19 protein-coding genes and 1 pseudogene are annotated in these 22,266 nt (G+C 71.1%); 14 read left to right on the top strand and 6 right to left on the bottom strand.

Annotated elements, in window-relative coordinates:
• Nucleotides 1-6: 6 nt before the first annotated feature.
• Both AB0C33_RS36995 and AB0C33_RS36990 read right to left on the bottom strand, forming a co-directional pair.
• Entirely contained in the window at nucleotides 7-1,236 is a 1,230-nt protein-coding gene (locus AB0C33_RS36995) for a M28 family peptidase (RefSeq protein ID WP_358296248.1), read from the bottom strand.
• A gap of 8 nt (nucleotides 1,237-1,244) precedes the next feature.
• The gene (locus AB0C33_RS36990) at nucleotides 1,245-1,502 is read right to left on the bottom strand and encodes a hypothetical protein (protein ID WP_358296246.1); all 258 of its coding nucleotides are present in this window, start codon (nucleotides 1,500-1,502) and stop codon (nucleotides 1,245-1,247) included.
• A 143-nt stretch (nucleotides 1,503-1,645) separates the two neighbouring features.
• On the opposite strand from AB0C33_RS36990, the gene AB0C33_RS36985 reads away from it, so the two are divergent.
• The gene (locus AB0C33_RS36985) at nucleotides 1,646-2,062 is read left to right on the top strand and encodes an ACT domain-containing protein (protein WP_358296243.1); all 417 of its coding nucleotides are present in this window, start codon (nucleotides 1,646-1,648) and stop codon (nucleotides 2,060-2,062) included.
• Nucleotides 2,063-2,400: 338 nt separating this feature from the next.
• A complete protein-coding gene (locus tag AB0C33_RS36980) occupies nucleotides 2,401-2,838 on the top strand; it encodes a hypothetical protein (RefSeq protein ID WP_358296241.1) in 438 nt (145 codons plus the stop codon).
• Nucleotides 2,839-2,899: 61 nt separating this feature from the next.
• Here AB0C33_RS36980 and AB0C33_RS36975 read toward each other — a convergent pair whose 3' ends face one another.
• Nucleotides 2,900-3,478: a helix-turn-helix domain-containing protein gene (locus AB0C33_RS36975; protein ID WP_358296238.1), complete on the bottom strand. Its 579-nt coding sequence runs from the start codon at nucleotides 3,476-3,478 to the stop codon at nucleotides 2,900-2,902.
• A gap of 90 nt (nucleotides 3,479-3,568) precedes the next feature.
• Here AB0C33_RS36975 and AB0C33_RS36970 point away from each other — a divergent pair, with 90 nt between their 5' ends.
• The 8 genes and pseudogenes from AB0C33_RS36970 to AB0C33_RS36935 all read left to right on the top strand — a co-directional run bounded on the left by AB0C33_RS36970 (nucleotide 3,569) and on the right by AB0C33_RS36935 (nucleotide 13,807).
• Complete coding sequence (locus AB0C33_RS36970; protein ID WP_358296235.1) at nucleotides 3,569-4,984, top strand: MFS transporter; 1,416 nt, start codon at nucleotides 3,569-3,571, stop codon at nucleotides 4,982-4,984.
• Nucleotides 4,985-5,029: 45 nt separating this feature from the next.
• A pseudogene (locus AB0C33_RS36965) lies at nucleotides 5,030-5,356 on the top strand (GNAT family N-acetyltransferase); the annotation flags it as partial.
• Nucleotides 5,357-5,690: 334 nt separating this feature from the next.
• On the top strand, nucleotides 5,691-5,978 hold the full coding sequence (locus AB0C33_RS36960; protein WP_358296232.1) for a hypothetical protein: 288 nt from the start codon (nucleotides 5,691-5,693) through the stop codon (nucleotides 5,976-5,978).
• A gap of 182 nt (nucleotides 5,979-6,160) precedes the next feature.
• The gene (locus tag AB0C33_RS36955; RefSeq protein WP_358296229.1) at nucleotides 6,161-10,309 is read left to right on the top strand and encodes a WD40 repeat domain-containing protein; all 4,149 of its coding nucleotides are present in this window, start codon (nucleotides 6,161-6,163) and stop codon (nucleotides 10,307-10,309) included.
• Between the two features lie 53 nt (nucleotides 10,310-10,362).
• Nucleotides 10,363-10,740, top strand: a complete 378-nt coding sequence (locus tag AB0C33_RS36950) for a hypothetical protein (protein WP_358296226.1) — start codon at nucleotides 10,363-10,365, stop codon at nucleotides 10,738-10,740.
• 309 nt (nucleotides 10,741-11,049) lie between these two features.
• Nucleotides 11,050-11,382: a winged helix-turn-helix domain-containing protein gene (locus AB0C33_RS36945; protein ID WP_358296223.1), complete on the top strand. Its 333-nt coding sequence runs from the start codon at nucleotides 11,050-11,052 to the stop codon at nucleotides 11,380-11,382.
• The gene (locus AB0C33_RS36940) at nucleotides 11,379-11,627 is read left to right on the top strand and encodes a hypothetical protein (RefSeq protein WP_352326865.1); all 249 of its coding nucleotides are present in this window, start codon (nucleotides 11,379-11,381) and stop codon (nucleotides 11,625-11,627) included. The genes AB0C33_RS36945 and AB0C33_RS36940 overlap by 4 nt, the downstream gene beginning before the upstream one ends.
• 122 nt (nucleotides 11,628-11,749) lie before the next feature.
• Nucleotides 11,750-13,807 carry a serine hydrolase domain-containing protein gene (locus AB0C33_RS36935; RefSeq protein WP_358296220.1) on the top strand — a complete coding sequence of 686 codons (2,058 nt, stop codon included), beginning with the start codon at nucleotides 11,750-11,752 and terminating at the stop codon, nucleotides 13,805-13,807.
• Nucleotides 13,808-14,137: 330 nt separating this feature from the next.
• On the opposite strand, the gene AB0C33_RS36930 is transcribed toward AB0C33_RS36935, so the two are convergent.
• Nucleotides 14,138-15,097 carry a TetR/AcrR family transcriptional regulator gene (locus AB0C33_RS36930; RefSeq protein ID WP_358296217.1) on the bottom strand — a complete coding sequence of 320 codons (960 nt, stop codon included), beginning with the start codon at nucleotides 15,095-15,097 and terminating at the stop codon, nucleotides 14,138-14,140.
• Nucleotides 15,098-15,160: 63 nt separating this feature from the next.
• Here AB0C33_RS36930 and AB0C33_RS36925 point away from each other — a divergent pair, with 63 nt between their 5' ends.
• The 3 genes from AB0C33_RS36925 (at nucleotide 15,161) to AB0C33_RS36915 (ending at nucleotide 19,333) form a co-directional block, all read left to right on the top strand.
• Complete coding sequence (locus tag AB0C33_RS36925) at nucleotides 15,161-16,876, top strand: right-handed parallel beta-helix repeat-containing protein (protein ID WP_358296214.1); 1,716 nt, start codon at nucleotides 15,161-15,163, stop codon at nucleotides 16,874-16,876.
• 1,588 nt (nucleotides 16,877-18,464) lie between these two features.
• The gene (locus AB0C33_RS36920) at nucleotides 18,465-18,626 is read left to right on the top strand and encodes a hypothetical protein (protein ID WP_358296211.1); all 162 of its coding nucleotides are present in this window, start codon (nucleotides 18,465-18,467) and stop codon (nucleotides 18,624-18,626) included.
• 236 nt (nucleotides 18,627-18,862) lie between these two features.
• Nucleotides 18,863-19,333 (top strand): hypothetical protein, encoded by a 471-nt coding sequence (locus AB0C33_RS36915; protein ID WP_358296209.1) that lies wholly within the window; start codon nucleotides 18,863-18,865, stop codon nucleotides 19,331-19,333.
• A 318-nt stretch (nucleotides 19,334-19,651) separates the two neighbouring features.
• On the opposite strand, the gene AB0C33_RS36910 is transcribed toward AB0C33_RS36915, so the two are convergent.
• Nucleotides 19,652-20,092 carry an SRPBCC family protein gene (locus tag AB0C33_RS36910; RefSeq protein WP_358296206.1) on the bottom strand — a complete coding sequence of 147 codons (441 nt, stop codon included), beginning with the start codon at nucleotides 20,090-20,092 and terminating at the stop codon, nucleotides 19,652-19,654.
• 305 nt (nucleotides 20,093-20,397) lie between these two features.
• Nucleotides 20,398-21,561, bottom strand: coding sequence for an MFS transporter (locus AB0C33_RS36905; RefSeq protein ID WP_358296203.1), 1,164 nt, complete (start codon nucleotides 21,559-21,561; stop codon nucleotides 20,398-20,400).
• A gap of 73 nt (nucleotides 21,562-21,634) precedes the next feature.
• Here AB0C33_RS36905 and AB0C33_RS36900 point away from each other — a divergent pair, with 73 nt between their 5' ends.
• Entirely contained in the window at nucleotides 21,635-22,225 is a 591-nt protein-coding gene (locus AB0C33_RS36900; RefSeq protein ID WP_358296200.1) for an XRE family transcriptional regulator, read from the top strand.
• The last annotated feature ends 41 nt before the right edge of the window (nucleotides 22,226-22,266 follow it).

Raw genomic sequence — 22,266 nt, 5'->3', positions numbered from 1 at the left:
GCCTGATCAGATCGAGGTCCGGGCGGCCAGCAGCCCCACGGTGGCGACCAGCAGCCGGGCCGCCGCCACGAGGGTGCCCGGTTCGACGCGGTCGGGGGTTTCGGCGGGGGTCTGGTAGCCGGGCATGCCCATGCCGATGCCGATCGCGGCCAGGCCGGCGGCGGCGTAGCGGCGGTTGTCGGAGGCCATCGCGCCCGCTCGCAGCGGCACGCCGGTCAGGCGGGCGGCCTGGTCCAGGGTGGCAAGCACCGCGTGGGCGGGGCCCCCGGCCTCGACCGAGGCGGCCTGGTGCAGGTGCGCGGCGCCGTCGAGGTTGATCACCAATGTGTCGGACGGCAGCGCGGGCGCGTGATGGGCCGAGCCCCATGCCCCGGCCTCCTCGGCGTCCAGGAAGACCACCGACAACTCGGCCCGGACGGCCGGGTCCGCCGCCGTCAGGACGCGGGCGGCCTCCAGGACGGCGGCCACGCCGGAGGCGTTGTCGGCGGCCGCGGGCAGCCGCAGGCCGGGGTCGTCGCCGACGCCGTCGTAGTGCGCGGCCAGCAGCACCCGCGGCCCGCTCCCCGTTCCTCCGGCGTGGGGGAAGCGGGCGTGCACGTTGCGGCCGTCCGTGGAGATCTGCCGGAGCGGCATCGACGCGGTCACCCGCACCGGCCCGGCGGCCGGCGCGTCGGCCAGGCGGGCGTGCAGGTCGGGGCGCAGGGCGATGATCGGGACGGCTCGGGTGGCCGGTCCGGCGATCATCTTGGGCATCCACCCCTCGGCATCGGTGCCGCGCGCGGTCAGCACGCCGGCCGCGCCGTGGGCCTCGGCTCGTTCGCACGCCTGCGCCCAGTCTCCGGCCTCGGCCAGCACCCATCGGCCGCGCAGGTCGGCCTCGGAGACGGCGGCCAGCGGCGCGGTGCGCGGGTCCGGCAACTCAGCCGAGGCGAGGTGCTCGACGAAGTCCCGCCGGTGCTCCAGGCGCAGCGCCTGGCCGCCTGCGTTCCATTCGAGCACCGGGGTGGCATACAGCTCCCGCACGTCGGTGACGGGGAAGGAGTCGAGTTCGACCTCGGCGCCCAGCTCGCGCAGCCGCTCGGCGAGCCACGCGGCGGCGGCCCTGCCTCCGGGGGTGCCCACGCGCCGCCCGGCGTAGTGGTCGCGGGCCAGCTCGTGCACCGTGGCCTGCATCCGCGCCGCCGACACCCGCTCCACGACGGCGGCCAGGCCGGGCGCCTGAGGGAGGTCCGGCATGGTGGAGGTCATCCGCAGCAGCCGGTGGCGGCTGCCTCGACAGCCGGGGCGGCGGCCGGGGCCTGACCGCAGCAACCGGCCTGAGCGGCCTGCTGGGCGGCGGCCGTGCTGCCACAGCAGGCGTTTGCGGCTGCCTCTGCCAGGTCGGCCGCGTCACCGGCCGCGGAGGCGGCGGCAGGAGCTCCACAGCAGCCACCGGCGGCGGGCGGCGCGAAAGCCTCTGCCAGGTCGCCGATGAAGCCGCCGCTGGTCTGGTCCGTCGTCATGGCGGTTTCCCTTCTGCGGGTGTGAGGTCGAGGCCATCAAGACTTCGACCCATGTCGAATCAGGCACGACGATCCCACGCTACTTAGACGTTCGTCAAGATAGATGGGGGTCGAAATAAGGGGCGCCTGGTAGACACATGCCCATGAACGCATCCACCGCCCAGCATCTCAACATCATGTCTCCCGCTTTCGCCGTCGAGCATCTGCCGCATGGAGGGCCGCCCGAGGACGATTGGCTGGTGCTCGTCCGCGCCCCGGAAGGGCTGACCGTGGTCCGTGAGGCCAGAGGGATGGACGCGGCGGAGCAGTGGATCGGCTTCTACGGAGGCGCCACAGCACATGGCCTGGACATTCCCGGAATGCTGTCCGCGATCGTCAAGCCGCTGGCGGAGGCGGCGATCCCGGTGTTCGTCGCCTCGACTTTCCATGCCGACCTGGTTCTGGTCCCCAAGCTGAGGAAACAACAGGCCATCACCGTCCTTGAGGAAGCCGGGCACCGGGTGACGAGCCAGGGCGCGAGCGCCGTCGGGGATCCCGCCGCCGGGGCCGCGCGGCCGTAGCGGTGGCCAGGCGAATCGGGGCGGGACGCCGACCACGAGCGCGCCCCGGTCGCGGGCCTCACGTACGGGCGCGCAGGTTCGGCGTGGAAGCCCTCAGTTGTCGCCCCTGTGCCGAAGAGTCAGATAGGCTCCGATAACCCGAACATATATGTTCGAGTTATCGGAGAGGTAGTGGGGCGTGGCACCGCGAGAAGCGCTGAGAGAGGGACGAGCATCAGCGACGGTCAGTTCACGGTCGGCCAGAACGGTCACACGGGTCGCCTCAGGCGGCGGACTCGCCGTTTCTCACGACGGGTCGGAGCCGGCCTCGCCACTCGACCTTTTCCCGGAGGCCCGTCATGCGTAGCGCCGTGCCCCTGGGGGACGACACCATCGTCGTGCTGTTGCTGGCAGGACTGATCTTCATGGCGGCCCTGGTGCTGGGCGTATGGAAATACCGGCAGATGATCCACTCGGAGCGCCACAGGGCTCACCCCTATGTGGACATCGCACATCGTGCCGCATTGCTGTATTCGTTCGCGACCCTGCTGATCGCTGTCTTCGTCGAGCTGAGCGGCTGGCCGGCGGCAGTCGATCTCGTCGCGGCGGGAGTCGTCGTGGCGTTCTTCGTCGCGGCGATCGCGAGCTATGTCCTTCACGGTCGGCGTCGGGACACCGGCAATCAGTTCCGCCATCCCGTCCGCGGCACAACGGCGTTCATGGCGGCGCTCATCGTGGGCGAGATCGGCGGCTTCGCTGTGCTGCTCGCCGGATTCGTGCAAGCACAACTGCTCTGAATCCTGTCCAGGCCACGCATGCGGTGAGTCCACCGCCCCACGCCGGAACCGGGCTCCCGCCTCAGGCGGCCAGCACCGACTGGATGGACTTCGTGACCGTGTCGGCGGCATCGTCACGGGCCAGGCGTCCTTGGCGTACCTCGTTCGCCGCGCCGTGCAGGATGTAGTGGGTGAGGCTGACCAGCCAGGCGGCGGGCAGGTCGGTACGGAAGACGCCTTGATCCTGGCCACGGTGGACGAGGTCGGCCATGCGCTGGGCGGGTTCAGCGTGCAGGTCCCGGACCCGTCCCGCGGGAAGGACTCCTTCGGCCGCGGCCAGCAGGGCCGCCGATTCGGCCACCAGTTCCCAGCTGGACGCCAGCAGGCGGCCCATGGCTTCGCGCGCGTCGCCTGTCAGGTCGACGGAGGCCAGGAGCTCGTCACCGTCTCGCAGCGCCTCGCCGAGTGCCGCCTCGATGAGGTCGGCCCGGGTCCGGAAGTGCCCGTACAGGGTCATCCGCCCGACGCCGGCAGCGCGGGCGATGTCATCGGTGGTCGCATGGGGGTCCGAACGCATCAGTTCGCGTGCCGCGGACACGATGCGGGCGATGCTGCGCTCGGCATCGGCACGGCGCCTGGAGCGCGCAGGAGGTGCAGCCATGCCCCCAGCCTATCTCGTATGCGCACATACGGCTTATAGTGGGCAGCAGAACTCGTATATGGATATACGAGATATCGGCTGGAGGACCTGATGACCCAACCTGCAGTGCACGCTCAGGCAGAGCTCCACGAGCCGCTCCCGGCCCGGTGGCGCATCCTCGGCTTCCTCGGCGTGGCCCAGCTCATGCTGATCCTCGACGTCACCGTCGTCGCCATCGCGCTGCCTCACATGGAGACGGACCTCGCCCTCGGTCGCGAGGCCCTGACCTGGACGGTCAGCGCGTACACGCTCACCTTCGGCGGCCTCATGCTGCTCGGCGGCCGCATCACGGACCTGCTGGGCGCCAAGCGGATCGTGATCGCCGGCCTGTTGCTGTTCACCGTCGCCTCGCTGGTCACAGGGTTGGCCGGGTCGGCGGGCATGCTGCTCGCCGGTCGGGTGGCCCAGGGCGTCGGAGCCGCGCTGCTGTCGCCCGCGGCGCTGTCGCTGGTGGTCGCCCTGTTCGACGGAGAGGAGCGGAACAAGGCCCTGGGTGTCTGGTCCGCGCTCGGCGGTGGCGGCGCCGCGCTCGGCGTTCTCCTCGGCGGCCTGCTCACCGCCGGTCCAGGATGGTCGTGGGTGTTCCACGTCAACGTGCCGATCGGCCTGGTGATCGCCGTGGTCCTCGCCGTACTGCTCCCGGCGCGTACGCCTTCGCCCGCCTCCCGGCCCCGGCTCGACGTACTCGGTGCGATCCTGGTGACGTCCGCCGGCGCGTCGTTGATCTACGCCCTCATCGCCGCCGGCGAGCGGGGGTGGGTCAGCGCCCTCACCGGGTGGCTCGTGCTCGCCGCTGCCGTGGGCTACGTGCTGTTCGTGCTGTGGCAGAGGCGGGCGCGTTCGCCCCTGATGGACGTGCGACTGCTCGCCCGGCGGCCCGTGGCGGTCGGGGCCTTCCTCATCCTGATGGCCACGGCACTGATGATCGCGGTGTTCTTCCTGGGAACCTTCTACTTCCAACACGCTCTGGGCTACGGCGCGCTGCAGGCCGGGCTGCTGTTCCTGCCGGTCGCGCTGGCGACGATGCTCGGCGCCAACCTGACCGGGCGCCTGCTCGGCCGCTGGGGCGGGCGCGCCCTGGCCGTCGCGGGTCTGACGGTCGCGGCGATCGGCATGGCCGTACCGGCCTTCTCGACGAACGTCGTCAGCGTCGTGGCAGGCGTGGCCGTCGCGGCGGCGGGCACCGGCGCGATGTTCGTCATCGCCTCGGCGACCGCGCTCGGTCAAGTGGCGCCCCACGAGGCCGGGATCGCCTCCGGCATCGTGAGCACCTTCCACGAGTTCGGCGCGTCCATCGGAGCCGCCGTCATGTCCAGCGTCGCAGCCGCGAGCCTGGCCGGGACCACGTTGCACGGCTTCACCAGCGGATTCACCGTGGCCGCGATCGCATCGGCGGTCGGCGCGGTCGTCGCAGCGCTGGTAACGCCCGGCCGCCCGTCACCCACGGCGCAAACCGGCTCTCAGTGAGCGAGGACCGCCCGGTCGCCGGCGCCACGGCTTGTCAACACGCCGGAGGTCACCTACCTGATCGCCGAGCGGGGCGGCCGGGCCATCGGCTACGTCTCCTGGCTGGAGCGCATCAGCTTCTGGTCCGGCCAGGACTACCTCGCCCTGGACGACCTCTACGTGACCGGCGCCGAACGCGGCGACGGCGTGGGCGAACGGCTGATGCAGGCCGCGGCTGAGGCCGCCGACGGCAAGGTGATCCGCTGGGAGGTGTCCGAAGCCAACGTCGCTGCGCAACGCTTCTACGCCCGCATCGGCGCGACCCTCACCGCCAAGAAGATCTGCCGCAGGCAACCGGCGCGGACTCGCCCGGAACCGTCGAACACCTGGTGAACGGCGTGGCATCCCCTTCTTTGCCGGGGCTCGCCCGCATACTGGGGATACTCCCCTCCCATCGTCAATCGCTTCACATGCCCGTCGAGAGGGAGATCATGAGGGTTGTGGCGACATTCGGCCTGCTCGCGGCCCTTGTCGCAACCCCCTGCACGATCGCGGCGCCGCGCCCGTCCTGCCGATGCCCGACCCTCCGGTGGAGGAGGGCGACAGTGCCGATGACCAGACCAACCCGGAGGGAGCGGCGGGCCGGCCCGCGGCGCCGGCGGGGATCGGCAATTGGACGGGGGTCAAGATCAGGCCGCGTCGCCCGCGTCAGGACAGTTACGTTCGCGTGCTCGTACGCTGCCCCGCCGAGGCCACCGACGCGATCGTGGCCGCCAAACCGTTCAACCCGCCGGGCTCGCGGACGTTCCGCACACAGCTGGGCGTCGGGATGAGGAACAACCGGGGCTTCGACAAGATGTACCTCTCCTACGACGCGCTCCTCGGCCGGCGCCGGGTCACGCTGAAATGCGTGAAGGTCACCATGCTGGAGCACCCGCGCAGGAGAGTGATAGAGCTGGTCAGCCGATCCGACACCTACGTCTTCGTCCGAAGGTTCGAGCCCGGCAAGTTCTGACCGGCCGCCCTGTGCAAAGCCACCGCCCGGCGCCGGGCCCTGGCCCGCACGTGTCGTGACGGCGTCCGGTGACAGCGATCATTGTGCTCGAAAGGCATCCCCGTCCCCTGCCACAGCGGCATACTCTCGCGCAGGAACCTGATCAGGACGCGTACCGTTGATCATCTCGGAGGAGGGGATCGATGGCACCTGCCGACGACCACGGCTTGCCGGACGACCTGCGTACGGAGATGCGCCAGGGCTTCCGGCGCTGGATGTCCGGCCCTGCCAAGAGCCGGCAACCGGGCCGGGTCAAGCGCTGGAGCGCGAACGCGATGCTGGGCATGCTCGCCGCCGCCACCGCCGCGCCCGTCATCGTGAGCGTGGCGACCGGTCAGGCCGTCCCGGAGCTGATCTCGTCGACGGGTGGCCTGGGCACGAACATCCTCAGCGAGCTGATCGTCCGCCTCGCCGACAGGATGCGCTCGCCCAGCAGGGAGCTCGCCGAGCGCGAACTGCTCGCCGAACTCCGCACGCTGCTGGAAGCCGACGACGAGCGTGCCGCCGCCCTGAGCCGCGAGCTGGCCAGGCTCCTGCGCGGCGTCGGCGCCACCGAGATCATCGCCGAGTCGTCCGGCTGGGCCGAGGCCGCGGAGACGCTGGACCTGCTCGGTTCGAGCTTCTCCGAGCTGGCGTTCCTCCAGCTGGAGCTGAACGAGACGGTACGCAGGATCGAGGCCGCCGTACAGGAGCAGAACACGGCGCTCCAGCGGCAGGAGGACCGCCTCGACCGCGTGTCGGAGCTCGCGCGTGATGTGCACTGGCTGCGCTGGAGGACCGAGCCCGAGCCGCAGGCGGACGTCCCGCTCGCCGGGTGCCCGTACATGGGGCTTGAGCCGTACGGGGTGCTGAACCGGCCGTTCTTCTACGGGCGGGAGGAGGAGACGGAGCTGCTGCGCGAGGCGATGGCAGCCAGGGTGCGGGGGCCGGGGCTGCACCTGCTGGCGGGGGCCTCGGGTGCGGGCAAGACGTCGCTGCTGCACGCCGGGGTGCTGCCCAGCCTGTCCTCCGGCCTGCCCGGCCTGCCCGAGGCCGCGCGGTGGCCACGTACGATCATGAATCCGACCCGGGCCCCGCTCGCCCAGCTGAAGGCCCGGCTGGGCGCCGCCTTCGGCTTCGAGTGCCCCGCGCTGGAGCAGCAGCCGCACCGCGCGCACGAGGTCGTCCACGAACTCCTCGTACGGCACGCGGAAGACCGTCCGCCGGGCCGCCTGATCCTCATCGTCGACCAGTTCGAGGAGATTTTCACGCTCGTCCGTTCAGCGGGCGAGGCCGAGGCGTTCCTGGAGGTCCTGCGCGCGATCAGCGAGGAGCCGGTCGGCCCTGACGACGCTCCGGCGGCCGTGGTCGTCCTCGGGGTGCGCGCCGACTTCTGGGGACGGTGCGCCGAGCACGACCTGCTGCGCGCCGCCCAGGACAGCCGGTCGACCACGCTCGGGCCCATGAGCGATTCCGGGCGTCTGCAGGCCGTGGTCGGTCCGGCGGAGAAGGCCGGGCTGAAGGTGGAGAACGCGCTGGTCCAGGTGCTCATGGACGAGCTCAGGGCGCGGCCCAAGGACATGGGCGTGCTCCCGCTGCTCTCCCAGGCCATGCTCATGACCTGGCGCAACCGCGAGGGCGACCGCCTCACCCTGCGAGGCTACGACCGCGCGGGACGGATCGAACAGGCCGTGCGCAACGCCGCCGAGGAGGTCTACGGGGATCTGCCGCCGCACCGGCAGGAGGTGGCGCGCCGGCTCTTCCTCCGGCTGACCCAGGTGGTGCCCGACGGGCACGCCCGCAGGACGCTGTCGCTCGACCAGGTGGACGACGACGGCCGCACGGTCCTGCACGCCTTCGCCGCGATGCGCCTGGTCGTCCTCGGCGAGAAGGCCGCCGAGATCTCCCACGACGTGCTCCTGGACGCCTGGCCCCGGCTGGGCGAGTGGCTGGAGGGCGACCGGCCGGGTCGCCTGCTCGTCGCCAGGATGCAGCAGCAGGCCGAGGACTGGGAGCAGCACGGAAGACGCGCCGAGCTGCTGTACCCGGCGCGCCGGCTCAAGGAGGTCAGGCTCGTCCTGGACCGCTGGGCGGGCGACGACCGCTACCCGGCGGTCGAGCCGGTAGCCGCACGCTTCCTGGAAGCCTCCGCGGTGTCGCTGCGCCGGCGTCGGGTTCGCCGGCTCGCGTTCGGGACGGCGGCGGTGGCGACGGTGACCGTGGCGGGATTGCTGGCGGCGAACTCCGTCCAGGAGGCCGCGGCACGCGACCGGCGCGCGATGTCGGCGGCCGTCGATTTCCGGAGCCGCTCGGTGCGGCAGGACGACCCGTTCCTGGCCGGCCTGCTGTCGGCCACCTCCTTCCGGATCGCGCCCGGCGACGAGAGCCGGCAGGGCATGATCGACTTCCTGGCCACCACGGCACGCGCGGTGCTGCCGAGCGCGGACGTGGCCGGTTTCAGCCCCGACGGCGCCAGACTCGCCACGATCGAGACGGGCGGCGTCATCAAGCTGCTGGACACCCGCACCCGCCGGCCGATCCTGACGATCCCGACCGGGCACACCGGCGCCGTCCATCACGTGCGATTCGGTCCCGACGGGAAGACGCTGGCCACCTACGGGCAGGACCACACCGTACGGCTGTGGGACGCGGCGTCGGGCAGGCCGCTCGCGGCCCCGATCCAGCCGGTCGCCGACACCGGCGACCACAACGGCCGGATCTCCTCGATCGCGTTCGCCCCTGACGGCCGTACTCTCGCCGTCGCCACGACGGGCGGACGCGTCACGTTCTGGAACGGGGACCGCCCGGACGGACGGCAGATCCAGACGGGAGGGCCCGTCGACGCGATGATGTTCGGACCGGACGGCCGGACGTTGAGCGCGGTGGTCGACGACAGGCTACGAGCCTGGGACAGATCCACCGGGCGGGCATCATCGGCGATCCCCGGAACGGTGACGCATGCCGATGTGTCCGGCGACCGCCTGGTCACCTCGACCGGCGACGAGGTCCGGCTCTGGAACGCCGCCACCCTCCGGCCCGCCGGCGCGCCGATCCGTACCGGCCCGATCGACGGGCTGGCCCTCAGCGACGACGGCGGCACCCTGGCCGTGATCAGCGACAGGCGGAACATCCAGTACTGGGACCTCGCCACCCGCCGCCGCGTCGGCACGACCGTCACCGGCCACACCGGCGACATCCATGCGGTGCGCTTCGCGGCGGGCGACACCCTCCTCGCCACCCTCGGCGGCGACGCGACGGCGCGGCTCTGGAACGCCAAGGCCATGACCGAGCTCGGCGCCGCCGTCCAGGCCGGTGACTCCGCCACCGTCTCCTTCACTCCTGACGGGCGGGCCCTGGCGATGGCGACGGAAGGCGGCCTGAGGCTGCGGGACCTCGCCACCGGCCGGCTCCAAGCCCTGCCGCCCGGCGCGATCGCCCTGTCCCCCGACGGCCGTACCGTCGCCACCGTGACCGGCGGGAAGCTGACGCTCAAGGACCGCGCGACCGGCCGTCCGACCGGCACGCCGCTGCCCCTGGCGGACGGACGAGTGGCGTTCAGCCCGGACTGGCGTCTGGCCGCGATCGCCGTCGAGAACGACATCCAGGTCTGGAACCTCGCCACCGGCAAACCTGTCGGCCCCGTCATGACCGGCCACGGAGCCGGCCCGCAAAGCTACGACCCGGACGACACCGTGGTGACCGGCCCCGTCGACGGCATCGCCGACATGGCGTTCACCCCCGACGGCAAGCTGCTGGCCTCGGTCGGAGTGGACCTGACCCTGCGGTTCTGGGACGTCGGCACCGGCTCGTCGACCCGGTTCGTCGAGGACTCGACCGAGTGGGTGGAGATCGACCGGGCCGGCCGCCACGCGGTCACACTGGGGATCTCCGCCGACGAGAAGCACGCCGTCATCCGCGTGTGGGACGTGGCGACCCGGCAGCCGATCGGCGACGCCTGGCAGGCCCACGGCCTCGGCGGCGCCGGGGCCGCCGCGTTCAGCCCCGACGGACGCGTCATCGCCACCGGAGGCCGCGACGGCGAGATCCGTCTCTGGGACGTGGCCACCCGCCGCCCCCTCGGCAACCCGCTCGCCGGACCCCGAGCGGACGTCACATCACTGGCGTTCAGCCCGGACGGCGCCACGCTGGCCGGCGCGAGCGCCGACGGAACCGTACGACGGTGGGCCGTCGCGTTCCCCGAGGATCCACTGGCGGCGGTGTGCGAGGTGGCCGGACGGTCACTGACGCAGGAGGAGTGGCGTCGTAACCTGCCGACGACCACGCCCCCGGAGACCCTGGCCTGCGCCCCCTGAAGGGCGCGAGCACGCCCCCCGCCGGGCCTGCGAGGTCAGCCCCGTAGGCCCGGGTGATCGTCTGGGTCAGGGCGCCGCGGATCTTCCGGACGATCTCCCGGTTGCTGGGCGAGCAGCCGCTGGTCGCCGACGTGCGGGCCGCGTTGTTCCGGGCGCTGCCCATGATCCAGGGGGTCGCGGTCAAGCAGGACGCGATCGACGCGGCAGGCCGCCACGGCGTCGCGTTCGCGTACACGGGAACCTGGGAACGCTTCGAGATCATCGTGAGCGCGCAGGACTACCAGTTCTTGGGGACGTACGGCGAGAGCGTCGCCGATCGCACCTTCGACCTTCCTGGCGGCGCGACCCGCACGGTCAAGGCGGGCACTCCTCTGGTGTGGAGCGCACGGATGACGGCCAAGGTCGTCGACAAGGCCGGAGACCAGCCGTAGGAAGGCTCAGAGCAAGGCGATCCACGTCCCCCGACGCGGCGAGACCTGATCACGCCGCTCGACCACGACGCGAGCCTCATGATGGGCGCGGCCACCAGGCCGCGCCCATCGTCATTCGCGTCCCAGACTCGGCCGCCGCGTCCGGAGCCACCTCTGCCGACTCCAGCGCGAGGCCGCCCTGGCCGACGACAACGCCCTCCGGACATCGCAACCACGACGTGGCCGACCTCAGTGTCCTGGTTTGACGCGTATACTTGCACCTGTAAGACTGAACTAACAGGTGCAAGACAGACCCTCTCCAAGGACGACATGCCGACCAGCGAAGAGTTGCTCCGCCTGCTCGGCGCGGTCGGGCATCCACTCAGGTTGCAGATCCTCGCCGAGCTCGCCGACGGCCGAATCCACGTCAGCGAGCTGGCCCGCCGGATCAAGGTGTCCCGTGCGCTGCTCTACATGCATCTGGAGCGGCTGGAGAAGGCGGGGCTGATCGAAGGGCGGCTGGAGCTGTCGGCCGACGGCAAGGCGATGAAGTACATCGAGCTGCTGCCCTTCGAACTCACCCTGACGATCGACACCGTCCTCGCGGCTCTGCGCGCGGACGACGAGGAAGGACCCCATCAGGTGCAGGAGACCCCGCAGTGATCGACATCGGTTCCATCGTGATCCCCATCGTGGTCGTGCTGATTCTGTTCGGCGCGATCACGGCCTGCATGGCGTTCTACTTCCGGTTCGAACGGCACCGCACCGACGTGCTGACGGCCGAGATGGCCAGATATCGCGAACTGGCCGAGCAGGCCGTGCAGCGGCAGGGTGAGGTGCAGGCCAGGCTGGGCGAGCTGACGGAGAAGGTCGCGGCGATGGAGAGGATCCTGCTCAGCGTCGACTGACGAGCCTGTGACACAGGTCCGGGGGCGAGCGGCAACTCACCCCCGGACGGCGGAACCGCACGACCACGCCGTGACGGCGTGCCTTTGACGCGTACGCGCTCCCACAGAAAGGAGAGCAGCTCATGCTGCTCGAACGCAAATCATCCCGCTGGCGTGCCCTCATGTGCTCGCTGACGGTCGCCGCGCCGCTGCTGGCAGTGAGCGCCCCCGCCGCCGCGACGGCGGCCGATCCGGCACGGTCGGTACGGCAGTTCGCCGACGCCTACGTGCCCCGCCAGCTCGAGGAGCACCACATCCCGGGGGCGGCGATCGCCGTCGTCGCGGGCGGCCGTCAGGTCTTCGCCCAGGGGTACGGCGTCGCCGAGGTGGAGACCGGCCGTCCCGTGGACGCCGAGCGGACGGTCTTCGCCCCCGCGTCGGTGGCCAAGCTGATCACCGCCACCGCCGTCATGCAGCTCGTCGAACGGGGCCGGATCGACCTGAACGCCGACGTCAACCAGTACCTCACCACGTTCAAGATCGACGACGCCTACCCGGGGCGGCCGGTCACCATGGCGAACCTGCTGACCCACACCGCCGGGTTCGCCGGCGGTGACTTCGGCACCGGCGCGGCCACCGCCCGTGATGTGCACCCGCTCAGCGCCCACCTCGCCGACCACCAGCCGCCCCGGATCCGGCCGCCCGGCACCAGGGCCGTCTACTCCAACTACGGGATGGGCCTGGCCGGCTACCTGGTCGAGGTGCGCTCGGGCCTGCCCTTCCACCAGTACGTGCAGGAGAACATCTTCCGCCCGCTCGGCATGACGCACTCCAGCATGGCCCAGCCCGAGCCCGGCCCCGTCGCCCAGGCGCTGGCTCCCGGATACCGTCTCCAGGACGGCCACCAGGTCCGGGCGGAAGGGGCCAAATACGGGCACATGCCGCCGCACGGAGCCGGCTTCCGCTCCACCGCCACCGACATGGCCGCGTTCATGCTGGCCCAGCTGACCGGCGGCAGGGGGATACTCAGGCCGGACAGCGTGCGGCTCATACAGAGCCGCCACTTCGGCAACGCCGAGGGCACCGCCGGCATGGGGTACGGCTTCCAGGAGTACACCAGGAACGGCCGGCGCCTGCTGGTGCACCGGGGCAACATTCCCGGCTACTTCGCGATCATGGCGCTGATCCCCGACCGGGGCATCGGCGTCTACGCCTCCTACAACGGCATCGGCAAGGGCGGCCCCGACTCCGCCTGGTCCTTGGTCAACGCCTTCGCCGACCGCTTCGCCCCGGCCCCCGCCCCGGCGGACGGCACGCCGGGGCCGCTGCCCGACGTCGCCCAGTACGCCGGCACCTACCGTACGGCCCTGGCCGCCGACATGACCGACCTGGGCAAGCTCAGCTCGCTCACCAGCACCGTGACGGTCAGCGCGGCCGGCGACGGCCTCCTGACCACCACCGGCGCGGTCGCGCTCGGCCCCACCGAGAGCCGCCAGTGGACGCAGATCGCCCCCGCCCTGTTCCGCGAGAAGAACGGCTACCGCACCATCCAGTTCCGGCCTGACGGCCTGCTGGCCACGGAGAACCCGGCGGGGCCGCTGGAGCGCCTGGCCTGGTACCAGTCCCCCACCTTTCATCTCGGCGTGCTCGGCGTGAGCCTGACCGTGCTGCTGCTGTCGGCTGTGGGCGGACCCCTCGCGCATGCCGTACGCCTCGCGCGGCGCCGCCTCAGGCCCACCGGCTCCGGCCGGTCCACCGAGTCCACCGAGTCCGGCAGCACCGGCGGGTCCACCGGCTCCGGCGGGTCCGGGGATGGATCCGCAGTCGCGGGTGCTTTCGGGGTTGCCGCCGGAGGCGGGCGGACGGCGCGGCGGCGGCCGGTTCGCGGGCCACGCCTGGCCGGGCTGCCCGTGTGGATCACGGCGGTGCTCGTCACGGCCTCCGCCGGATCGCTCGTGGCGATGTTCGCCGACTTCGACGCCAACCAGGCCGAGTTCTTCCTGGGCGGCAGCCCGTTGTTCACGACCATCACCACGCTGCCCGTCCTGGCCGCGGCCGGGGCCGGGGTGACGCTGGTCACCGCCGGGCTGGCCTGGGTCAAGGGCTGGTGGACCCTGGCCGGACGGGTTCACTGCACCGTCGTGGTCCTCGCCGCGCTCGCCTACCTGAGTGTGGCCGCCGCCTACAACCTGATCGGCTGAGAGCCTCCGGCGACTCCGCCGCCCGAACGGTTCGCAGGAACGCTACGGCGCGAGTGTCGCGACTAGCGCTCATCCAGGCGGGCGGCACCTGCGCAAGGTCCTGCCCGAATACGGGCGCCATTTCAACCAGCATCGCCCGCATCAAGGCCGCCCCCTCCCCACCCCTCACGCGCCCCCAGCCAGGTGATCGACATGACCTCCCCGATCCACCGCCGGAGGACCGTCACAGGGCTGATCACCGAGTACCGCGGAGCAGCCTGATCGCTCCACGAACGCCCAGTTCAGCAGCGGTATTCGCGTTTGAGCACCGCACAGGCCCGCCGGGTTGGGTCAGTCGGCCGACCTGCGCTTGCGGTAGGCGCGTTGCTGGCAGGCCCGCGAGCAGTAGACGCGAGGGCGGCCCGAGGGGGCGGTTTCCAGTGGTGTGCCACACTCGGGGCATCTTTCGTCACGACTTTCGTCACGCTCTCGGATCAGCACCTCGACGCCGTCCAGGAGGCGGCGCAGGCCGAACGCGAAGGAGTCCTCAGGGGCGTCCCAGCCGCCCGTCTCCCACAGGCGCGAGAGGGCGGGAAAGCGGTCGAGGCGTTCGTACAGGGAGTCGCGGGCACCCCACCACTCCTGCTCGGACACGCCGCTGCGGCTTTCCTCGCGCCGGGTCTCGGCCAGGAGCAGCGCCTCGGCGTCCACGAACCGGCCGAGCAGGCCGACCACCGCGACCACCTCGGACGGCCGCAGCGCGGTGCCGGTCAGCGCGCCGAGCATGTGGTCGTAGTGGGCGACCGCGTTCGGGCCCGGCAGGTGACGGGAGCCGCGCACCTCGGCCAGCCACGGGTGCCGCATGCGGAGCTCCCACGCCCGCCGGGCCGCCTCCTCCAGCCGCCCCCGCCAACCGCCATCGGCATCCGAGGCGGCGTCCTGCCCGGCATCCGGGCCGGCATCCGGGGCGGTGCCCGGCCCGACGTCCGGGCCGGCGTCCCTAGCGGTGTCTATAGCGGTGTCCGGGGCGGCGTCCGAAGCGGTGACGAGGGCTTCGCCCAGCACCTCGTCGCGCATCAGGTCCACGAGCTGGTCGCGGCCGGGTACGTGGCGGTAGAGGGACATGGTCGTGAAGCCCAGCCGGTCGGCGACCTTGCGCATCGACAACCCTTCCAGGCCCTCGGCGTCGGCCAGCTCGACCGCGGCCCGCACGATCCGGCCCAGGCTGAGGCCGGGCCGCGGCTCCCGCTCCGCGTCCCGCCACAGCAGCTCGACCCCGTGGTCCGGGTCCCCCGCCACACCTCGCGCCATTGGCACCTCCCTCGTTTATGGTGTATTACTCCGTGTACGCCATAAACAGCAAAGGGGAAACCTGTGTTCCACTTCCATGTCGCACCCGGCGGGGACGACTCCTGGCCCGGCTCCCTCGAACGCCCCTTCGCCACCCTCGAACGCGCCCGGGAGGCCGCCAGGGAGTCCGGCGGGGAGTCCGTCGTTCATCTCAGGCGCGGCGTCCACGTGCTGGGCGAGCCTCTGGAGCTCACCGAGGCCGACTCGGGCACCGTCTACCAGGCGTACGGCCACGGCACCCCCGACCAGGAGGACGTCGTGCTGAGCGGTGGCCGGACGATCACCGGCTGGCAGGTGCGCGACGGCGTCTGGCTGGCCGACGTCGGCGACCTGGAGACCCGCCAGCTCTACGTGGACGGCCGCCGCGCCGCCCGGGCCGGGATCGAGGGGCTGCCCGGTTCGTCCCCGGCCGCGACCGCCACCGGCTACGTCACCGACAGCGCCGCGCCGCTGGCCTGGACCAGCCCGCGCGACGTGGAGTTCGTCCACCGCGGCGTGTACCCGTGGACCGAGTGCCGCCTGCCCGTCGCGGACGTCGCCCAGGACGGCGACCGGACCGTGATCACCATGGCGACGCCCGCCTTCGAGTGGGCCGCCGAGCTGTACAACTCCACCTGGGAGGGCACCACCTCCGCCGGTCCCGGCCTGCCCACCAGGATCGAGAACGACTCGAGCTTCCTGCGCGAGCCGGGCACGTTCGTGCTCGACCGCTCACGGCCGGGCCACCACGTGCTGCGCTACCTGCCCCGCCCCGGCGAGGACCCGGCCCGTACGCGGGTGGTCGCCCCGGCGCTGGAGACCCTGGTACGCGGGTCCGGCGCGCGACGGGTCACCTTCCGCGGGCTGACGTTCGCCGAGGCGACCTGGTTGCGTCCGAGCCGCCCCGAGGGCTTCGTGCACTATCACGGCAGCGGCTTCTACGAGGGCGGCGGCGTCGGCGTGGCGGAGCTGGGCGAGGGGGCGTCCGTGACGTATCCCACGGCTTCCGTGACGATTCCCGCCTGCGTCGCGTTCGAGGACTGCTCGGACGTGGTGATCGAGGGGTGCCGGTTCACCAGGCTGGGGGCGTCCGGGCTGGGGGTGTCCGGCGGCGAGGGGCACGTCGTGCGCGGCTGTGACTTCGACACGCTCTCGGCGGGGGCCGTCGTGGTGACGGGCAGCCGGGGCACGGTGATCGAGGACAACCTGGTGCGCGGCGTCGGGCTCGAATATCCGGGATCGCCGGGGATCGCGGTGATGGGGACGTCCGGGTGCGTCGTCGCGCACAACGAGGTCAGGGACGTGCCGCACTGCGGGATCACCGCCGGGCCCGGCGAGGGCACCCGGCTCGTACGCAACCGGACCGTCGACACCATGCAGGTGCTGGCCGACGGCGGCGGCGTGTACGTGTCGGGGCCGCAGGGCGGTTCCCATGACGACGGGGCGCTGGTGCTGGGCAACGTCATCGAGGACACCCGCACGCCGTACAACTTCGGGCTCTACACGGACTACGGTGCCTCCTGGGTTCGGGTGGAGGAGAACGTCGTCGCGCGCGCAGACAACACGGCGGTGCTGCACGTGGGCCCGCCGCTGGAGAACGTCGTCTACCGGGGCAATTTCTGGGACGCCGACCCGCTCGGCCACGACGCCCCGCCACCCGGAGTCACGTACGAGGAGAACCGCACCATCAAGGACGAGCAGGAACTGAACGCCGCGACCACCGCCATCCGCGCTCAGGCGGGCCCGCGCCGCACCCTCTGACGAACGGAGACATGTTCCGGTAGAACCCGGGACGGCCCGCCACCGACCCCCATGACATCTCTGGGTCGGGCTCCAGGCATCAGGGGGCCGTTGGCGGCGTCGGTGAGCGTGATGCTCTGGACGGTGCCGACGGTGGGGGTGGGCAGGCCCGCGGCTCCGCGGGGGCGTTCGGGGAGGGATTGTGGAAAGTCCTGCTCCGGGAACAGGTCCGATGACAGGCGTACCAGGGGAATGACGGCGGGGCAGGACTTGGGCGGCCGTCGTGTAGAACGCTTCGGATGCCATGGAGGCACGTCGCTCACCGTGAGGCAGGTGTTTCGCCCGCCTGATTTCTCTTACCAAATCGGTTAGGGCCGTCATCACCGCCCCTGCCGCCAAGATCCGCCCCGGCACCGTCCCGCTCCACCTGGGCGGCTGTGCCAGATCTTCATCCCGCGCACGGTGCTGCCGGTCAACTACGAGGGGGCCGGCAGCACTTCCGGCAGGGCCGCGACGGCATCGAGCACGGCCTGGCGCGGACGCCGAAACAGATCAGCAGCCTGTTCCAGTGGCTCCCCCGAGGCACGGCGGCACAGCTCCAGATCTGACCTCATCCGGTCGAGCAGGGCGGGCTGCTCGGTTTGACCGCCGCCGTAGCCGGGCTCAGCCCACGGTTGCGCCACTTCACCGCCGGAGACGACACCGCAGCGGAAATGTCAGTCTGCTCCGCCAGGGTGCCCCGACCACGAACGCCGATCGCCATCAGGCGGGGAGGGCGTGATGAAGACCTCCACGAATGCGTCATGGCATTGGCATCCCTCCCGCCTCATCGGAATGTAGGTCGGAAAAGTGGCCTGCCCGCGACCGATGACTCGGCCAGCGACATTCAGCAGGCGCACCGACACCCTCATCCGCGAATAATCGGTCGCATCCCCAGGAAGAGCGACACCAAAGATGGGGACCTGAGAACCGCCGTCAGCGCCACGCGTCGGGGTGCCCGTGATGAACTCAGGCTCCACCCACCGCGCTCTCGTACACGGACCGCGTTCCGGACACAGCTCATACGTGTAGCCCGATGCGGCGATCGCAGCATCTGCGAACAGCTGCACATGACTCCCAGGGCAAGGCCCACAGTTCACAACCGCGCCGCACCCCACCATCCCTGCCATCACGAGTCCGAGCAGCCCACGAAGACCTAATCGAGATGGACCAGACACTCTGCCACTACTCATCGTCATCCAGCTCCTCCGCACCCGATCACCGCATTCTCCGCCAGGCAACTGTCGGGCCGTGCGGTGCGCGACTTGAAAAGCGATTGTCGATCACCAGGCGCGCTGACCCCATTCCGACATGATCGCTACTGGGACGCCAGACTGCCTGATCGTGACGGGAATGCCGACGGCCGGGAAGTCGACGGTGACCGGGCTCGTCGTCGAGCGCCTGCAGTGCGCCGCCCGGCTCGACGGCGATTTCCTCAGCAGGCTGATCGTCAGCGGGCGTGTGGGGGCACTTGGCGAGCCCACCGACGAGGCAGCGCCGCAAGTCGAGCTGTGCAACCGTAATCTGTGCATGCTGGCGAACACCTTTTTCCGACGCCGGCTTCACGCCCGTGATCGACTGGGTGATCCCCAGCCGCGAGCAGCTGGACTTCTTCCCTCTCTCCTCCCAGCTCGGCGATGCCGGCTGGTGGTTCGACACCGCAGCCCTTGCTCCTGAGGAGACCGCCGACCGCATCATCCGGGAAGCTCCCGATCGCGCCCTGGTGAACTGACCTGCAAACCCAGAACGCACCAGCCGCGCTGGGCGCGGCGGGCGCACATGACGGCCAGCGGCTGGGCCAGGGTGACTCCCGGCCGCGCCGAGCACGAGCGAGGCCGGCGTCCCGCCGAGCCGCGCCGCCGCCGGCAGGGTCGGGATGGCGTTCATCGCGACGAGCACGGCCTGCGCCATCATGGAACCGCCGCTCCAGGAAGTCCGGCCGCCGCCGCTAGGCTCCGACGTGTTGGGATGCAGCCGGGAAGGGATCCGATCATCAGCAGCGACTTTGACTCTCCGCCGGAGGACCGGCCACGGCCGGCGCGCCGCCGCGTCACCGAAGCGGCCCTCCTGAGCGCCCACGACCAGAGCCCGGCCGAGATCGCCCAATGGACCTGTCCACATGGGCGGCATGCCGGCCATGGCTGCGTCGCCTGCTACCACGCCTGTGCCGACGCCGATCCGGCACATCCGCAATGGGAGGTCGCGGCGTGGTTCACCACCGAGCGGCCGATCCCCATCAGGGCGTTGCAGGACGTGCACCGCCACGACCGCGGGCTCACGCTGACCCAGCCGTCGACGCCCCTGGTCTACCTTCTGAGCGCACGGGTGACAGCCGCTCTGGGCGTGGAGGCGGTGGCGGGAGTGGTGGGGTTCCTGGTACAGAACCAGCACATCGTCGACGCGTTCACCGTGACGGAGATCCGCGCCGTCCACTCCTGAACGCCCCTTGCCGGGCGCGCGTGGTGTTCCTGAACGCCACACGGGCCAGAGCCCCCTGCGTGCTGCTCGACCCGGCACGGGCCGGCCGCGACCTGGATCGCCATGGGCCGCCTGCCACGGGCTGTGCGGCACCCGGCGTTGCGCACCGCGGACCTTGGAAGATCGCTTCCCGCGTCAGGAGTGATCGTTTCCCGAACCGGACTGGGGCGATGGGGCGCTTGGTCCGGTGGGTGGCCTCGGGGGAGGCGACTGCGGCCAGGGCAGTGCTGCTCAGGAACGCCGTCCGGGGCTTCGGCGTAGAACCCGTGGACGGCGCCCTCAAGCAGCGCGGCTGAACCCCACGGCCAGCCGGCGGACGTCCGCGCGGATCGAGCGCCGCAGCAACCACCTGAGCACCGGCTCCAGCACCCGCTCGGAGCCGGTGCGCGGGGTGACGCGCACGTGGAAGGTGAAGCGGCACCGTTCCTCACCGAGCGGTTCGACGAGCCTGCCGCCCTCGGCGACGATCCCCGAGGTGGTCCGCCACGCGAACGACCGCCCCGGCTCCACGGCCACGACCTCGCCGCCGTTGCGATAGGTCTTGCCGGCGAACCGCATGACCTCGGCGGTGGTCGTCCCCACCCGCACGAGTCCCTCGGGCGACGGCGCCATCGTCTCGACGCCCTTCCGCCACCGCGGGTCCTGCGCGTAGTCGGCGACCACCGCCCACACCCGCGCGGCGGAGCAGTCGATCACACCGCCCTCTCGAAGCTCGATCATCCCGCCACGATACTGCCGCGGTTCCGCCGCGGTTCGCGGCGTTCCGGCAGGTCGGCTGGGATGGCGGGGTGGCGGGGTGGCGCAATCCGGGGTGTCGGTAAGGCTTGGGTCATCAGGTGCACGCGTTCGCGTTCCGGCTGGTCGGAGTGCCACTGGAGGACGGCCGGAACGGGCCGCGCAGGCGAGTTCCAGACTCGAACATCGTGGGACAAGTCCGGCGAAGTACGCACAGCCCAGAAGCCGGACGTCGACGACGAGCACAAGGACGGGCCGGGGTTGAGCGTCAGGTGCCGGGCAGATGTTGGTCAGCTTGCGGCCGACCGCGTTGTGTCTGCGTTCCTGATGGTCAGGGGGGCGATGATGCCTGCGGCGACGAAGAGCAGCGCCAGGACGCCCCAGGTCCAACCACCGGCCAGTTGGAGCATGCCGGTGATCAAGATGGGACCGACAACGTAGCGACTGACCGAGCGACCCATGCCGAACGCCGCCAGGTACTCGCCTCTCTGGTCATCCGGGGCGAAGGCGTACGACAACGTCCAGGCCGCGGGGACAGCGATCAGTTCCGCCGCGGTCAGCATCACCAGCGCAGCACAGAAGAGTGCAAGAGGTGTCGACTGGGCCGCGTACCAGAACAACAGACAGGCGGCAGCAGCGAATGCCGCAGCGACGGGCTGACATCGCCGGGCAGCTCTGAGGCTTGTGATGTGGCGTGCAATGAGAGCTTGGAAGACGAGCGCGAGGACGGTGTTGATGGCGTACAGCGCCCCGAGTAAGCCGTCCGGCAATGTGGTCGCCTGGGCGAGCCACAGCGGAAAGGCGAGGTTGAGGATCGGTTGCCAAAGCTGCAGTACGCCATCCACACCGGCCAGCGAGAGCAGCCGCAGGTCGCGCAGCACGCCCAAGCCTCGCCGGACCGGGGCGGGCTCTTCGGTCCGAACCGGTTGGGGCAGGGTGGCGAAGGCCGCGGTGACCAGAAGATAGGCCGCCGCGTTGGCCAGGATGATGGTCCGGAAGAGTCCGGTGCCGGCCAGCAGCCCGCCGAGTGGACCGCCGACGCTGATCGCCAGATTGATCACCGTCCGATACGAGGCCAGCACCTTTACCCGGCTGTTCCCTTCGACGATCTCTGCTACGTACGCCTGGGTCAGCGCAGTCGCGATCTGGTCGGCGACCGTGATGATCGTGACGACTACGAGGTACCCCCACCAATCACCGACGAAGGCGTAGGCGGCGGTTCCGGCAGCGCGTAGGGCATGCACCAGCACCAGTGCCCGCCGGACACCGTAACGGTCGGCCGCCCGGCCCAGCGGTATCGCGGCGGCTATGGCCGCGGCGCCCGCGATGCTCATGCCGAGCCCGACTTGGCCTGCGGCGAGCCCCACCACGCCGGTGAAGTAGACGGCCGAGAAGGCCAGGAAGAGCCCCGAGCCAAGGAAGTCCACGAAGCTGGCGCCGAGCAGCCGCCGCACCGCTCGACGCTCGGTACGACCAGTATCTTGTGTCATAGTCGCACTATTTTGCACCCTAGGGCAGCATTGCGCCATGAACGATCCCGCCGAGGCCGTAGGCCACACCCTCGCCGCGAACCTGCGCGCTGCACGTCAAGACCGAGGCTGGCGGTTGGAAGAGCTGGCCACCCGGTCCGGCGTCAGCCGCGGCATGCTCCAGCAGATCGAGACCATGCGCACCAACCCGAGCATCGCGACGCTCGCCCGGATCAGCGCCACGTTGGGTGTTTCGATCGGCGAGTTGGTGGAGCCCCCGGAGGAGCTTGGCCGCGTTTCCCGTGCCGCCGACGCCGTGGTTCGCTCCGAAGGCCGCGCCAGGCTTCTGATCAACGACAGCCAGCCGCCTTTCACCGAGCTCTGGGAGTTCCGGCTGCCTGCCGGCGACAAGATCTCCACGCCCGCGCATCCGCCCGGCACCCGGGAACTGTTGCAGCTCCACTCGGGCAGCGTCGCGGTCACCGTCGGCGGGGCGCTCTTCCAACTCGCCGCGGGAGACGCGCTCCGCATGCGAGGCGACCGCCCGCACGCCTACAGCAGCCAAGGCCCAGAGCCGGCCCACTTCACGATGGTCGTGGTCTATGCCGGCGCCCGAGACCCTCGCTACGCGAGCCTTGTCCCCGGGTGATTCGGCGGTCTGACGTGCGGCTCCGCCCTACGGCGCTCCGA

This window comes from Nonomuraea sp. NPDC048881 (assembly GCF_040649795.1).
GTDB lineage: Bacteria > Actinomycetota > Actinomycetes > Streptosporangiales > Streptosporangiaceae > Nonomuraea.
Note: the sequence above shows the minus strand (reverse complement) of the source record. Positions and strands in the feature narration are given on the sequence as shown.